At 73.0% G+C, this 14,377-nt stretch carries 15 protein-coding genes and 1 riboswitch; of the genes, 8 read left to right on the top strand and 7 right to left on the bottom strand.

What is annotated here, in order from left to right:
- Window position 1: 1 nt before the first annotated feature.
- The 5 genes from N912_RS49040 to N912_RS0102575 form a co-directional block, all read right to left on the bottom strand.
- Window positions 2-274 (bottom strand): PASTA domain-containing protein, encoded by a 273-nt coding sequence (locus tag N912_RS49040; RefSeq protein WP_156993114.1) that lies wholly within the window; start codon window positions 272-274, stop codon window positions 2-4.
- A 66-nt stretch (window positions 275-340) separates the two neighbouring features.
- Entirely contained in the window at window positions 341-1,690 is a 1,350-nt protein-coding gene (locus N912_RS0102590) for an aminotransferase class V-fold PLP-dependent enzyme (protein WP_028921195.1), read from the bottom strand.
- A gap of 42 nt (window positions 1,691-1,732) precedes the next feature.
- Window positions 1,733-1,847, bottom strand: a riboswitch (SAM riboswitch).
- 48 nt (window positions 1,848-1,895) lie between these two features.
- On the bottom strand, window positions 1,896-2,723 hold the full coding sequence (locus N912_RS0102585; protein ID WP_028921194.1) for an ABC transporter ATP-binding protein: 828 nt from the start codon (window positions 2,721-2,723) through the stop codon (window positions 1,896-1,898).
- Window positions 2,720-3,817: a FecCD family ABC transporter permease gene (locus N912_RS0102580; protein WP_028921193.1), complete on the bottom strand. Its 1,098-nt coding sequence runs from the start codon at window positions 3,815-3,817 to the stop codon at window positions 2,720-2,722. The genes N912_RS0102585 and N912_RS0102580 overlap by 4 nt, the downstream gene beginning before the upstream one ends.
- Window positions 3,814-4,869, bottom strand: a complete 1,056-nt coding sequence (locus N912_RS0102575; RefSeq protein WP_037062677.1) for a FecCD family ABC transporter permease — start codon at window positions 4,867-4,869, stop codon at window positions 3,814-3,816. The genes N912_RS0102580 and N912_RS0102575 overlap by 4 nt, the downstream gene beginning before the upstream one ends.
- Window positions 4,870-5,002: 133 nt before the next feature.
- Here N912_RS0102575 and N912_RS0102570 point away from each other — a divergent pair, with 133 nt between their 5' ends.
- Together N912_RS0102570 and N912_RS49035 are read left to right on the top strand one after the other, a co-directional pair.
- Complete coding sequence (locus tag N912_RS0102570) at window positions 5,003-6,025, top strand: right-handed parallel beta-helix repeat-containing protein (RefSeq protein ID WP_028921191.1); 1,023 nt, start codon at window positions 5,003-5,005, stop codon at window positions 6,023-6,025.
- 120 nt (window positions 6,026-6,145) lie between these two features.
- Window positions 6,146-7,120 (top strand): SPFH domain-containing protein, encoded by a 975-nt coding sequence (locus tag N912_RS49035; RefSeq protein WP_084210536.1) that lies wholly within the window; start codon window positions 6,146-6,148, stop codon window positions 7,118-7,120.
- A gap of 1 nt (window position 7,121) precedes the next feature.
- Here the strand turns inward: N912_RS49035 and N912_RS0102560 are convergent, their stop codons facing one another.
- Window positions 7,122-7,307, bottom strand: a complete 186-nt coding sequence (locus N912_RS0102560) for a DUF1707 SHOCT-like domain-containing protein (RefSeq protein WP_028921190.1) — start codon at window positions 7,305-7,307, stop codon at window positions 7,122-7,124.
- 75 nt (window positions 7,308-7,382) lie between these two features.
- Entirely contained in the window at window positions 7,383-8,624 is a 1,242-nt protein-coding gene (locus tag N912_RS0102555) for a PucR family transcriptional regulator (protein WP_051579912.1), read from the bottom strand.
- A gap of 199 nt (window positions 8,625-8,823) precedes the next feature.
- Here N912_RS0102555 and N912_RS0102550 point away from each other — a divergent pair, with 199 nt between their 5' ends.
- The 6 genes from N912_RS0102550 to cutA all read left to right on the top strand — a co-directional run bounded on the left by N912_RS0102550 (window position 8,824) and on the right by cutA (window position 13,994).
- The gene (locus N912_RS0102550; RefSeq protein WP_028921188.1) at window positions 8,824-9,612 is read left to right on the top strand and encodes an ABC transporter ATP-binding protein; all 789 of its coding nucleotides are present in this window, start codon (window positions 8,824-8,826) and stop codon (window positions 9,610-9,612) included.
- A complete protein-coding gene (locus tag N912_RS0102545; protein WP_028921187.1) occupies window positions 9,605-10,324 on the top strand; it encodes an ABC transporter ATP-binding protein in 720 nt (239 codons plus the stop codon). Before N912_RS0102550 ends, N912_RS0102545 begins: the two co-directional genes overlap by 8 nt.
- Before the next feature lie 22 nt (window positions 10,325-10,346).
- A complete protein-coding gene (locus N912_RS0102540; RefSeq protein WP_028921186.1) occupies window positions 10,347-11,225 on the top strand; it encodes a branched-chain amino acid ABC transporter permease in 879 nt (292 codons plus the stop codon).
- Between the two features lie 110 nt (window positions 11,226-11,335).
- On the top strand, window positions 11,336-12,316 hold the full coding sequence (locus N912_RS0102535) for a branched-chain amino acid ABC transporter permease (protein WP_245645219.1): 981 nt from the start codon (window positions 11,336-11,338) through the stop codon (window positions 12,314-12,316).
- Window positions 12,313-13,620, top strand: a complete 1,308-nt coding sequence (locus N912_RS0102530) for an ABC transporter substrate-binding protein (RefSeq protein WP_028921184.1) — start codon at window positions 12,313-12,315, stop codon at window positions 13,618-13,620. Before N912_RS0102535 ends, N912_RS0102530 begins: the two co-directional genes overlap by 4 nt.
- 44 nt (window positions 13,621-13,664) lie before the next feature.
- Window positions 13,665-13,994 (top strand): divalent-cation tolerance protein CutA, encoded by a 330-nt coding sequence (gene cutA / locus N912_RS0102525; protein ID WP_028921183.1) that lies wholly within the window; start codon window positions 13,665-13,667, stop codon window positions 13,992-13,994.
- The last annotated feature ends 383 nt before the right edge of the window (window positions 13,995-14,377 follow it).

The following is a 14,377-nucleotide window of genomic DNA, read 5'->3' as shown; positions in this document are numbered from 1 at the left end:
GCTACTTGGCTCCGGACGGCGTGACGGACGTGGGCCCGGTGGGCACCCGTTGGCCGCCGCCACCGCCGCCTCCGTCGCCGTCCGAGCCGGTCTTGACCCAGATCCGCACCTGGCTGCCGGGGGTGAGGTAGGTCCCAGGGGTCGGGAGCTGAGCGGCCACCACACCCGCCACCGCCGGCGTGTGGCAGGGATCCTGATCCACGGCCAGGAGGTGTGCGTCCAACGCGACGTCATGGGCGGTGATCGCCGCCAGCCCCACGAGCCGGGGGACCACGGTGAGTGACTCTCGTCGTCCCATACCCCAGGGTAAACCCATCTGTCCAGCGCCCGCGACGGTTTGTCACCCCGTGGCGGAGCCGCAACCCCTGACGTCCGTTCGGCCGACCGTGCCCAGTCCGAACGGATCAAGGTCACGTGGGTCCGGGGTGGGCGCCCAACGCCCGTTGACCGGACCGTAGGTCCAGCTCGCACCGGTCGTGACCAGCGCGCGCAGCGCGTCCACCAGCCGGTCGACGTCCTCGGCCGTGCTGCCGAGGCCGAGGCTGGCCCGCAGCGCCTCGCCGTCCGGGCACAGCCGCTCCAGCAGCGGGTGCGCGCAGAACTTGCCGTCCCGCAGCCCGATGCCGTGCTCGGCGGACAGGTACGCGGCCACGTAGCCGGCGGGGCGGTCCGCCACCACGAAGCTGACCACCGCGATCCGATCCGGCGAGTCCGGCCAGATCCGCAACGTGTGGACGCCCGGGACGTCGGCCAGCCCGGAGTCCAGCCGCTCCAGCAGCGCGCGCTCGTGCTCCGGCCCGGCCGCGTCGAGGACGGGCGCGAGCACCCGGCAGGCCCGCGCGAGCGCCACCGTGCCGAGCAGGTTCGGGGTGCCGCCCTCGTGCCGGTGCGGCGCCGCCGACCAGTCAGCCCCGGTGGTCGTCACGGCGCTGACCGCGCCGCCGCCGGCCAGGTACGGGGTGGCCCGGTCCAGCCAGTCGCGCCGGCCCACCAGCACGCCGGCGCCGTAGGGCGCGTAGAGCTTGTGGCCGGACAACGCCAGGTAGTCGACGCCGGTGACGGCCAGGTCGACGCGGCGGTGCGGCGCGAGCTGCGCCGCGTCCAGCACCACCCGGGTGCCCCGGGCGTGCGCGATCTCCACCACCGTGCGCAGCGGCAGCAGCTCGCCCGTCACGTTGGACGCGCCGGTGATCGCGAGCAGCGAGGTGGGGGTCGCGTCGAGCGCGGCGGCGAGGTCGTCAAGGGTCTGCTCGACGGTGGTTGCGGCGCGCAGCGTGCGGTGCGGGCCGTTCCGCCAGGGGAGCAGGTTGGCGTGGTGCTCGATGTCGAGGGTGAGCACCGCGCCGGGCACGGCTCGGGCGAGCAGGTTGAGCGCGTCGGTGGTGTTGCGGGTGAACACCGTGACGTCTCCGGGGCGGGCGCCGACGAACTCGGCCACGGTGGCGCGGGCGTGCTCCAGCAGGTCGGTGCACACCCGGGAGGCGTAGCCGGCGCCCCGGTGCACGCTGGAGTAGTAGGGCAGCACCCGGGCGACGTGGTCGGCGACGTCGGCCAGTGCCGGCGCGCTCGCCGCGTAGTCGAGGTTGACCGCGCGGGTGGTGCCGCCGGTGACCAGCGGCACCCGCAGGTCGGCGCCGGTCACGGCGGGCAGCTGGGTGGGCAGGTGGACAGGGTCGAGCGCGACCGTCATGGTGGCCTCCGTGGTCTCTTCGGACCCGGGGCGTCGTCGGCGGGTCCGCGCTTGCCGACGTGCTCGTCACGCCGGCCTGGTCGTCACCCGGAGCACCCCACCGCGGTTGGAGGGTTGCCGGCCAGCAAGCCGGGGCTTGACGCTGGCGCTCTTGACCTCGCGGCGAGGTTACGTAAGCCCGCCGCCGGGCGTCAACCCGGAACGCCTATCGAGTGGCGGCGACGGACGGGTCGGTAGACCGGTGCCGGCGCCCGACCGGCACGACCATCGGGGTGCCCGCGACCGGATCGGTCACCACCCGGGCGTCCAGGTCGAACACCGAGCGCAGCAGCCCTTCGGTCAACACCTCGTCCGGGCGGCCGTCGGCCACGATCCGGCCCGACCTCATCGCGATCAGGCGCCCGGCGTAGCGGGCCGCCAGGTTCAGGTCGTGCAGCACCACGACGACGGTGCGGCCGCGTTCGGTGTGCAGCCGCTCGATCAGGTCCAGCACGTCCACCTGGTGGGCCAGGTCCAGGAACGTGGTGGGCTCGTCCAGCAGCAGCACCTCGGTGCCCTGCGCGAGCGCCATGGAGATCCAGGCGCGCTGCCGCTGGCCGCCGGAGAGCGTGTCCAGCCGCCGCTCGGCGATCTCGGCCACCCCGGTCCACTCCAGCGCCTCGGCGACGGCGGCCTCGTCGTCGCGCGACCACTGCCGGTACCACGACTGGTGCGGGTGGCGGCCGCGCGCGACCAGGTCGGCGACGGTCAGCCCGTCCGGCGCGACCGGCGCCTGCGGCAACATGCCGAGCACGGTGGCGACCTCCCGGGTGGGGTAGGAGTCGATGCGCCTGCCGTCCAGCAGCACCTGCCCCTTCCTGGGTGAGAGCAGCCGGGCCAGGGTCCGCAGCAGCGTCGACTTGCCGCAGCCGTTCGGGCCGATCAGCGCGGTCACCGTGCCGTCGAGCACGTCCAGGTCCAGGCCATCGATCACCACCGTGTCGCCGTAGCCCACCGACACGCCGCGCGCCTGCAGCCGGGCCTTCTCGCTCATATGTTCACTCCCCGGTTGCGACGGACCAGCAGGTACAGCAGGTAGGGGGCGCCGAGGACGGCGGTCACGATGCCGACCGGGAGCGACGCCGACAGCACGGTGCGGGCGATCAGGTCGGCGCCGACGGTGAGCAGCGCACCGTAGACGGCCGCGCACAGCAGCGGTGGCCCTGACGAGCCGACCAGCCGCTGGCAGACCTGCGGCACGACCAGGGCGACGAACGCGATCGGCCCCGCGCACGCGGTGGCCACCGCCGCCAGGACCAGCGCGACCAGCACCAGCCCGGCGCGGAACCGGTCCACCCGCATGCCCAGCGCCCGCGCGGTGTCGTCGCCCAGCTCCATGGCGCCGAGCCCGAACGTCAGCAGCAGCGCGACCGGGACCATCACGACCAGCGTCAGCCCGATCGGGGCCACATGCTCCCAGCCCCGGGCGTTCAGCGAGCCGGTCAGCCAGACGGTGGCCTGGGCCGCCTCGGTGACGTTCACGATCACCAGCAGCCAGGACGTGATCGCGGTGGCCACCGCGTTGACCCCGACCCCGACCAGCACCAGCCGGCTGCCCTCGACACCGCCCGCGCCGCCGCGATAGGCCAGGCCGTACACCACGCTGGCCGCGACCACCCCGCCGAGCAGCGCCGCGCCGGGCAGTCCCAGCGAGGCCAGCACCCCGACCACCGCGCCGGTCCCGCCGCCGAGCGCGATCAGGGTGACCGCCGCCGCGCTCGCTCCCGCCGTCACGCCCAGCAGGTCCGGGCTGGCCAGCGGGTTGCGCGCGACGCGTTGGGTGATCGCGCCGGCCAGCCCGAGCGCCGCGCCCACCCCGACCCCGGTCAGGGTCCGGGGCAGCCGCAGCTCGAGCACGATGAACCGCTGCGCGGTGTCGCCGCCGCCGAACAGCGCCGCGAGCACGTCCCCGACGGAGATCGGGAACTCGCCCCGGCCGATGTTCGCCGCCGAGACCAGCACCACCAGCCCGACGCCGACCAGGGTCACGGCGACCAGCCGCGCCCGCCACACCCCGGAGAACCGCCCCAGCCGGATCGGCGGCCGGCCGGGGACGGTGCCCGGCGGCCGGGTCAGCAGGCCGGTCACAACCGCACCAGGTTGCGCCGGCGGACCAGCGCCACGAAGAACGGCGCCCCGACGAACGCGAGCACGATGCCCACCTGCAGCTCACCGGGGCGGACCACGACCCGGCCGATCACGTCGGCGGTCAGCAGCAGCACCGCGCCGGCCAGCCCGGCGGTCGGCAGCAGCCAGCGGTAGTCCGGGCCGGCGAAGAACCTCGCCGCGTGCGCCACCACCAGCCCGACGAACGCGATCGGGCCGCAGGCGGCCACCGCCGCGCCGGTCAACAGGGTGATCGCGGCCAGGCCCGTCCAGCGGGCCACCCGCAGGTTCTGCCCCAGCCCGGCCGCCACGTCCGCGCCCAGCGCCAGCAGGTTCAGCGCGGGCGCGTTGGCGAGCGCGAGCGCGAGCCCGACCGCGACGAACGGGACGATCTGCAGCGCGAGCGCGCCGTCCCGCCCGGCGAGCGCGCCCACGTCCCAAAACCGGAACGCGTCCAGCGCGGCGTTGTCGGAGAGCACGATCGCCGAGGTCAGCGCCTTGAGCAGGTAGGTGACGGCGACACCGGCCACGGCCAGCGCGACGGGGGTGGGGCCGCCTCGGCCGAGCGAGCCGAGCAGGAACACCAGGACGGTGGCGGCCAGCGCCCCGGCGAACCCGAACCAGACATAGCCGTAGAGGCTGGTGACCCCGAACGCGAAGATCCCCAGCACCACGAAGAACCCGGCGCCGGCGCTGACCCCGAAGACGCCAGGCTCGGCGAGCGGGTTGCGGGTGTGCCCCTGCATGAGCCCGCCGACCACGCCCAGCGCGATCCCGACCTCGACCCCGAGCAGGGTGCGCGGCAGCCGCAGGCTCCAGATCACCAGGTCGTCCTGCGAGCCGGACGGCGACCAGAGCGCCGTCCACACCGAGCCGATCGGGATCGGTTTCGCGCCCACCGCGAGGCTGGCCAGCACCGCCAGCACCAGCAGTCCGGCCAGCACGCCGAGCAGGACCAATCGCCGTGCGCGCCGGCCACCGACCCCGGGCCGAGGGACCTGGCCGCCGTGCGGCCCGGCGATCGCCGTGGTCACCGTCCGTTGCCCCCTTCGTTGAATGTTGAGGCTAGGCTAACAACACTCCCGAGGCGGGGATGCACGATCATCAGCGACGACCGGGGCCAGGCCTGGCTGGGTCGCCGGTAACCGGCCGACTACTCTCAGTGCCGTGAAGACCTGGCGGTCATGGTCGACGCTGCTCCTGGGGCTCGCCGCCGTGGTGGCCCTGAGCCTGGCCACCACCGTGATCCTGACCGTCCGGGACAAGCCGAGTTCGCCCAGGTCGCGCCCGGACACCGCGCCGAGCCCGCCGGTGGCGATGGCGCCCGCGCCGGCGCCGGCGCCGAGCGGCGGTCCCGGCCAGGCCCAGCCCGAGGCGCTGACCGGCTGCACCGCGCAGGTCACCGACGGCGCCGCCATGACCCAGGCGCTCAGCTCCGCCGCGCCCGGAGCCCGGATCTGCCTGGCCGGCGTCCTGAGCCCGGCCCGGCTGACCGTGCAACACTCCGGCACGGCGGACCGTCCGATCACGATCCTCGGCGGCGGCAAGGCCGTGACCAGCGGGATCACCGTCGAGGCCGACCATGTCGTGATCGACGGCGTGATCGCCCAGCAGCCCAAGGCACCCGGCATCTCGCTCAAGGGCTCCAACATCACCGTCAAGAACAGCGCCTCGCTGTCGCCCCAGGGCGGGGACGGGGACGGCATCCGGTTCTGGGGCAGCGACATCAAGATCCTGCACAACACCGTCCGCGACACCCGGGGCACCGAGAGGCGCCACGCGGACTGCATGCAGACCTTCGCCACCGACGAGAGCCACCCGGCCAGCCAGAACGTCCTCATCGACAGCAACCGGTGCGAGAAGATCGACAACATCTGCCTCATCGCCGAAGGCCCGAACAGCGAGGCCGGCGACGGGAGCGGCGAGGGCCGGTCGACCAACTTCGTGTTCAGCAACAACTACTGCGACAACGGCGCCGGCCAGGCCCTGTTCATCGACGATGTCAGCAACGTCCAAGTGATCAACAACGACGTCGTCGGCAAGGTCAACAAGGCGTTCGCCTTCCAGAACGACTCCACCGACGCCACCGTCGCCCGCAACCGGATCGCCCCCGGCATCCGCTACGAGGTGGGCATCGACGACTCGTCCGAACGCGGCTACAAGGGCCCGGAGCCCGGCGGCGGACCATGAGAGTCCATAGCCACGGGGGCCTGTGCGGTGGCAGTATCACAGGTGACGGTTCGTGGCCGGGAACTGGCCTACAAACCAGCCGGCCACGCTCGCCCTGAGATACCAAAGGGGGCCGAGGAAATGGGCGCTGTGCTGGCCATCATCGGCGTAATCGCGTTTCTGACACTCGTACTGACCAGCTCCGGCATCCGCCAGGTGCAGCAGTACCAACGCGGCGTGGTGCTGCGCTTCGGGCGCCTGCTGCCGAAGGTCCGGGAACCGGGGATGCGCGTCATGATCCCGTTCGTGGACCGGATGACCAAGGTGTCGCTGCAGACGGTGGTGCTGGACATCCCGTCGCAGAGCGCGATCACCAGGGACAACGTCAGCATCGGGGTGGACGCGGTGGTCTACTTCCGCGTCGAGGACCCGGTCAAGGCGGTCATCAACGTGCAGAACTACCTGCAGGCCACCTCCCAGGTCGCGCGCACCTCGCTGCGCTCGGTCATCGGCCGCGCCGACCTGGACACGCTGCTCTCCGACCGCGAGCAGATCAACGGCGAGCTGAAGGCCGTGCTCGACGCCCCCACCGACGACTGGGGCATCACCATCGACCGGGTCGAGGTGAAGGACATCTCGCTGCCGGAGGGGATGCGGCGCTCGATGTCCCGGCAGGCCGAGGCGGAGCGGGAACGCCGTGCCAGGGTCATCGTCGCCGACGCCGAGCTGCAGGCCTCCGCGAAGCTGGCCCAGGCCGCCGGCGCGATGGCGGCCACCCCCGGCGCCCTGCAGCTGCGGTTGCTGCAGACCGTGGTCGACGTGGCCGCCGAGAAGACCAGCACCCTGGTCATGCCGTTCCCGGTCGAGCTGTTGCGGTTCTTCGAGCGCGCCGCCGGGCACACCGAGGACGCCGGGAAGGCCGAGGCGGACCAGAAGGAACAGAAGGAGCCGGCCGCGATCCCGCCGCCCCGCGACGGTGCCGGCGATGGTGCCGGCGATGGTGCGACCGCCTCGCCGGACGACCCCGCCGCCGACCCGTCCCTGACGCCGCCGATCAACACCAAGCTGGTCGGCACGGGCACCGACAACGGGGCAGAGGCCGCCACCGACAGGTGACCTACCAGAGGCTGCCGGGAAGATCACGGGTGAGCTCGCTGAGCTCGCCCCTGGTCTTCGCCTCGTAGGCGGCGGCGGTCCGAGTGTCGAACTCGTGCACCGTCAACCGCCCCTGGCTCAACGCCCGCCGAAGCCGCTCCACCACGGCGTCCCGCTCGGCATCTGACGCACGCACATCCTGATGCATCCCCCGTCTTCACCTCCGCACCGCCCAGGGTAGGACACCAGAACCCCCTCGCGGCACCGTCACCACGCGTTGGCGTCAGCGCCCGTCGAGCAGGCCGAGGGAGAGCAGCAGCCGGTCCCGGTGGTCGGTCAGCCGGCGACCGGTGACCTTCTCGATGCGGGCCATCCGGTACATCACCGTGTTGCGGTGGCAGAACAGCGCCTGCGCGGCCCTGGTCGGGGAGCCGTCGGCCTCCAGCACGGCGCGCAGCGTGTCGAGCAGGGTGCGCCGCTCCGCGTCCGGCAGGTCGAGCAGGTCGCCGAACGCCGCGCGCAGCAGCCGGGGGGTCAGCTCGGGGCTGTCCGCGAGCAGGGCCTCGGGCAGCCGGTCCTCCAGCTCGGCGACCCCGCCGCTCCCGGCCGGCATGGTCCGCGCCGCGAGCTTCGCCAGCCGGTAGCCGATGGTGGCCTCGGCCAGGCCGCCGACCACCGGCGACACCCCGACCCGGCCGTGGGCACAGCGCCGCAGCGCCTCCACCACCGGGCCCGCGGAACCCGACGGCACGGCCGGCAGTGCCACCAACCCGACCAGGTCGGAGCGGTGCAGGTGCCACAGCGAGGTGGCGCCGACCGCGCGCAACGCCTCCTGCGGGGAGTGCAGCGGCTCGTCGGAGGGGGAGTCCACGGGGGCGACGACGCACAGCAGCGCGGCGTCCTCCGGCAGCCCCAGCACCCGCGCGGCGTCCCTGACGAACGCGGGGTCCTCGGCCCGCCCGGCCAGCAGCGCGTCCAGCACCGCGTAGCGCCGCCCGAGGTCGTGGCTGAGCAGCCTGGCCTCCTCGGAGCGGTAGGCGTCCACCAGGTGCGAGGAGCTGTTGTCGATCAGCCGCCAGACGTGCCCCGCCGCGTCCAGCAGCGCGGCGTCGTAGGCGCCCTGGAACCGCTCCCTGGACACGGTGAGCAGCCTGTCCCACAGCACCCGACCGCCGAGGCGGTAGGCGCGCAGCACAGTCTCCAGCGGCACGCCCTGCCGGGCTCGCTTGCGCCCGGTCTCCTTGGTGCGCTCCGCGCCGTCCACCCCGTCCGGCAGGTCGCCGGCCAGCTGGGTCAGCGCGCGCTCCAGGTTTCCCCTGCAGGTCGCGCGCAGGTCGTCGTGGATCGGGACGCCCAGCTCGGTGTAGATGCCGTCGCGGCGCAGGATCAGCAGGGTCAGCCGGTCGGTGATCGGGTCGAGCTCGTCGAGCAGCTCGCGGCACAGGACGGTCAGCGCGGCGCTGGCGTGCGCCGGGAGCGGCGCCGAGGCGGCGGTGGCGTCGGGCGTCGCCGGTGGAGTTGCCACCAGCGGAGCATGCCCCCGCGAGGGGCGGTGGTCCACCTCACCGGGCGCGCAGCTCAGTGCGCGAGGTCACATTTTGTGCTCGCCGCCCATTTCACGAATGGGTGATGGCACCAATGCTTATGGGCGCCCAGCCTTGACCGAGCCAGCCCGGGGACGACGCCGTCTCCGGGGGCGACACCGACGTTGCCGGAGGCCGCCCGTGACCGCACCCTCGCTCGCACCGGCCGGGTTCGCCGCGTCCGAGGTGAGCGTGCGGTTCGGCGGGTTGGTCGCGCTGGACCGGGTGTCGCTGGAAGTCCGGCCGGGCGAGGTGCACGGCGTGATCGGCCCGAACGGCGCCGGCAAGACCACCCTGCTCAACGTCTGCTGCGGCTTCCAGCGCCCGGACGCCGGCGAGCTGAGCTGGCGCGGGGCCCCGCTGCGCCGGCTGCGGCCGCACCATCTGGCCGGGGTGGGCATCGCCAGGACCCTGCAGGGCGTCGGTCTGTTCGCCGGGCTGACCGTGGCGGAGAACGTCATGGTCGGCGCCGATCGGCACCGCCGCACCGGGTTCGTGTCGGCGCTGTTCGGGCTGCCGCGCGCGGACGCCGACCAGCGGGCGCTGGCCGAGCGGGCGCGGGCGGCGCTGGCCGAGCTGGGCGTCGACGAGGTGGCCGACCGGCCGCCCGCGAGCCTGCCCTACCCGGTGCGCAAGCGGGTGGCGCTGGCCAGGGCGCTGGCGGCCGAGCCGGAGCTGCTGCTGCTCGACGAGCCGGCCAGCGGGCTGGGCGCCGACGAGATGACCGAGCTGGGCGAGCTGATCCGCCGGCTCACCGGGCGGATGTCGATCGTGCTGGTCGAGCACCACATGGACCTGGTCATGGACGTCTGCGACCGGATCACCGTGCTGGACTTCGGGCGGGTGGTGGCCAGCGGCGAGCCGGCCGACATCCGCGACAACCCGGCGGTCGCGGACGCCTACCTCGGCGAGGAGGCCGAGCATGGCTAGCGCCGGGCACCTCGCGATCGACGGGCTGACCGCCGGCTACGGCCCGGTGACCGCGCTGCACGAGGTGTCGGTGCCCGCCCGCGCCGGCCGGATCACCGCCGTGCTCGGCGCCAACGGGGCCGGCAAGACCACGCTGCTGCGCGCGGTGTCCGGGCTGGTCCGCCCGCGCGCCGGGACGGTCAGCCTGGACGGGACCGACCTCACCGGGGCGGGCGCGGAGCGGATCGCGCGGGCCGGCATCTCGCACGTGCCCGAGGGCCGGGGAGTGATCACCGAGCTGACCGTGGCGGAGAACCTGCGCCTCGGCGCCATGCTGGGCGCGCGCCGGGGCGCCGGCCAGTCTCTCGAACGGATCTACACGCTGTTCCCGCCGTTGGCGCAGCGGCGCGGCAAGGAGGCGCACACCCTGTCCGGCGGGGAACGCCAGATGCTGGTGATCGGCCGCGCCCTGCTCACCCGGCCGGCGGTGCTGCTGCTCGACGAGCCCTCGCTGGGGCTGGCGCCCCGGGTGGTCGCCCAGATCTTCGGCCTGCTGCGCGACCTGGTCGAGTCCGAGGCGCTCACCGTGCTGCTGGTCGAGCAGAACGCGCGCGGCGCGCTGTCCGTGGCCGACCTGGGGGTGGTGCTGAACCTGGGCCGGGTGGTCGCGGTGGACGACGCGCGCGCCCTGGCCGGCGATGCCGCGCTGCGCCACGCGTACCTGGGTTTCTGATGCCGCGACCGGAGGTGCAGACGTGCAGCAGTTCCTCAACCTGACCCTGAGCGGCATCAGCCAGGGCGCGGTGTACGCGGCGTTCGCGCTGGCCCTGGTGCTGATCTTCCGCTCGACGCGGGTGGTCAACTTCGCGCAGGGCTCGATGGCCATGTTCACCACGTACCTGGCGTTGACGGTGGTGGACGCCGGCCATTCGTACTGGCTGGGCCTGGCGGTGGCGCTGGGCGCCGGCATGGTCCTCGGCGCGGTGCTGGAGCGGGTGTTGGTCCGGCCGGTGGAGGGCGGGCCGGAGCTGACAGCGGTGATCGTCACGCTGGGCATCTTCATCTCGCTGCAGGCGCTGGCCGCGATCCTGTTCGGCGCGGAGTTCCGCTCGTTCCCGGCGCCGTTCGGGCTGGCCGGCTTCACCGCGGGCGGACTGAACCTGGCGATCACGCCGAACAGCCTGTTCGTGATCGGCGCGGTGCTGCTGGTGCTGGCCGGTCTGGTGGCGCTGTTCCGGTTCACCGACGTCGGGCTGCGGATGCGGGCGTCGGCGTTCAACGCGGAGGTCTCCCGGCTGCTGGGGATCCCGGTGGGCCGGATGCTCACCCTCGGCTGGGCGCTGGCGGCGCTGGTCGGCTCGCTGTCCGGGCTGCTCATCGCGGGCGGCAACCTGGTCTATCCGGCGTTTCTGGACAGCCTGATCGTCTACGGCTTCGTCGCGGCGGTGCTCGGCGGGCTGGACAGCCCGGCCGGCGCGGTGGTGGGCGGGATGGCCATCGGGCTGGCGCTGTCCTACGTCAGCGGCTACCTCGGCGCCGAGCTGGTGGCGCTGGCCGCGCTGGGCATCCTGGTCGCGGTGCTGCTGGTCAGGCCGCGCGGGCTGTTCGGGACGGCCGAGGCGAGGAGGGTCTGATGACGGCCACCGGCACCGCGCGGGCCGCCCCTGAGGAGGCGGGTGTGTCGTCGTCCGGCCGTCGCCGCCGGCGGCCCCGGCTGCCGGCGGGCACCCTGGCCAGGCACCTGATGCTCGCGCTGGCCGGCCTCATCGCGACGGTGCTGGTGCTGGAGCTGACCGGCCCGTACCAGAACTCGCAGTTCGCCACCCTGGCCTACTACGCGATCGCCGCCGCCGGGCTCACCGTGCTGACCGGCCTGAACGGCCAGATCTCGCTGGGCCACGGCGCGCTGATGGCCGTCGGCGGCTACACGACCGGCCTGCTGCTGGCCGTCGGGGCGCCGTTTCCGCTGGCCATGCTGGCCTCGGCGGCGTCGGCCGGGGTGGTCGGGCTGGTGGTGGGCGCGGCGGCGGCCCGGTTGCACGGGCCGTACCTGGCGGGCGCGACCCTGGCGCTGGCCGTCGCGCTGCCCGGGCTGGCGATCTACTTCGACGGTGTGCTCGGCGGCGAGCAGGGCATGCGGATCGACGCGCCTCGGGCTCCGGAGTGGTTCTCCGACGCGATCTACTTCCTGTCCGCGAACGACACGTCCTCGGCGAAGTGGCTGGCCTACGTCGGCGCGCTCACCCTGATCGTGGTGCTGGTGCTGCTGGCCAACCTGGCCGCCGGGCGGTTCGGCCGGGTGTGGCGCGCGGCCCGCGACCACGAGGCGGCGGCCGAGCTGGCCGGCATCCGGCTCGGGCCGGTGCGGGTGCTCGCGTTCGTGATCAGCGCGGTGTGCGCGGGCCTGGCCGGTGCGGTGCTGGCCATGGTGGTGCGGCTGGCAGCGCCCAGCGGTTTCACCATCGTGCTGTCGCTGTCCCTGCTCACCGCCGTGGTGGTCGGCGGGCTGGGCAGCCTGACCGGGGCGGTGCTCGGCAGCGCGCTGCTGGTGTTCCTGCCGCCGCTGGTCACCAACCTGGGCACCGGCGCCGGCCTGTCCGACGTGCAGGCCGCGCAGCTCGCCCCGTTCGCGTACGGCGCTGTGTTGATCACCGTGATGCTGCTGGCCCCGCGGGGAGCCATGGGATACGTCCGCCGCTTCACAGGCAGGAGGAAGACGCGATGACCAGACGTCTCGTGGTCGCCGTGGTGGCGGCCCTGCTGCTGGCCGGCTGCGGCGCGGGCGGCCGGCCCTCCGGCGGCGGCGGTGCATCCTCGGACGTCGGCGTGACCCCCACCGCCGTCAAGATCGGCGCGCACTACCCGCTGACCGGGGTGGCCGCGCCCGGCTACAGCGAGATCCCGGTCGGGGCCAAGGCCTACTTCGACTTCGTCAACGCCGCCGGCGGGGTGAACGGACGCAAGATCGACTACATCTACAAGGACGACGGCTACATCCCGACGAACACCACCCAGGTGGTCAACGAGCTGGTGCTCAAGGACCAGGTGTTCGCGATGCTCGGAGGCCTCGGGACGCCGACCCACGGCGCGGTGCTCGACTTCCTCAACGGCGAGGGCGTCCCCGACGTGTTCGTCTCGTCCGGTTCGCTGCTGTGGAACCAGCCCAAGCGCAACCCGATGACCTTCGGCTGGCAGCCCGACTACGAGGTCGAGGCGAAGATCCTCTCCCAGTACGTGGCGCAGACCTTCCCGACCGCGAAGGTCGGCCTGTTCCTGCAGAACGACGACCTCGGCCGCGACGCCGAGGCCGGCGCCCGCCGCTACCTGGACCGCCAGATCGTCTCCGCCGTGCGCTACACCCCCGGCAACACCGACATCGCCCCGCAGGTCGCCGAGCTGCAGGCCGCCGGCGCGGACTTCGTGATCGGTTTCAACGTGCCGTCCTACACCGCGCTGAGCCAGCTCGCGGCGCTGCGGCTGAACTACAAGCCGAAGTGGGCGTACAGCAGCATCGGCTCGGACCCGCCGCTGGTCGGAGGGCTGCTGGCGCGGTTGTCGCAGGGCCAGGTGAGCGGTTCGACCATGCTCGACGGCGTGCTGACGACGCAGTACCTGCACGCCCCGTACGACGCGAACAGCCCGTGGGTCCAGCTCTGGCGCAAGGTCTGGGCGGCGCACGGCAGCGGCGGCGAGCTGAGCTCGTTCAAGATCTACGGCATGGCGCAGGCCTACTCGTTCGTGCAGGTGCTGCTCGCGGCCGGGCCGAACCCGACCCGGAAAGGCCTGGTCGCCGCGCTGGAGAAGATCGGAACCGGGCTGCGCGGCCCGGCGTTGGCGCCGTACCGGTTCACCCCGGACTCCCACGCCGGCATGAGCGGGACGATGGTGACCAGGATCCGAGGCACCGCCGCCGACCCGATCACCCCGGTCAGGGTGACCGACAACGGCGCCGCACCCATCACCGACCTCGCCCAACAACCCACCGCCCCACCCCCCAACGGCGTCCCGGACCAGAAACCGGCTGAGTAGCGAGTCTGGGCGTGGTTAGGGGAGCCCCCGCCTAGTCTTCGCGTATGGCTGACTTCCTGCTGGTGTCCACAGTCGCGCCTGATCGTGAGACCGCGTCCCGGCTGGCCGGCTCGGCGGTCAAGCTTCGCCTGGCCGCGTCGGCCCAGGTCTTCGGTCCGGTGACGTCATTCTTCTGGCACCTCGGCGAGCAGGGCGAGGGCGAGGAATGGCAGGTACTGCTCAAGACGTCAACTGCTCGGTACGAGGAGTTGGAGAGGCACCTGATAGCCGAACACGTGTGGGACAACCCCGAAGTGAGCGCGACAGCTCTGGTCGCCGGAGCGGCACCCTACCTGCGGTGGCTCGATGCAAGCACTCAACCTGCTACGAGCTAGGATTGGGATGAGATCCTTTCCCGGAGATCAGCCACCTCCGGGACGCTGGCCGCGTCCGCACCCATCCGCGTGTTCGCCGGCATCTGGTAGGAAAGAGACGAGAGCGCGTTCCCGGCCAGGACCGGGTCGTGCGCTTCTTCGGCTGCCGTCAGGCTTTCCAGGTAGTGAGGATCTCCGTCGTCCGTGACATCTCTTCGCGGTAGAGCTGATACCTGTCGGAGCCGCCATATAGTTGTCCAGCCTGCGAAGGCGGCCGTCCTTCGCGATAGCTGAGCCACGTCATCATGGCCAATCTTGAGGCCGCGATCGTTCGCAAACTCGACCAGGCTCGTAAACGGCCAAGCCGTAATGCTGGCAATCGTAAGGAAGTCACGCCTCCGCAC

The sequence above is a fragment of the Actinospineispora acaciae DSM 45401 genome, from assembly GCF_000620785.1.
Taxonomy (GTDB): domain Bacteria; phylum Actinomycetota; class Actinomycetes; order Mycobacteriales; family Pseudonocardiaceae; genus Pseudonocardia; species Pseudonocardia acaciae.
Note: the sequence above shows the minus strand (reverse complement) of the source record. Positions and strands in the feature narration are given on the sequence as shown.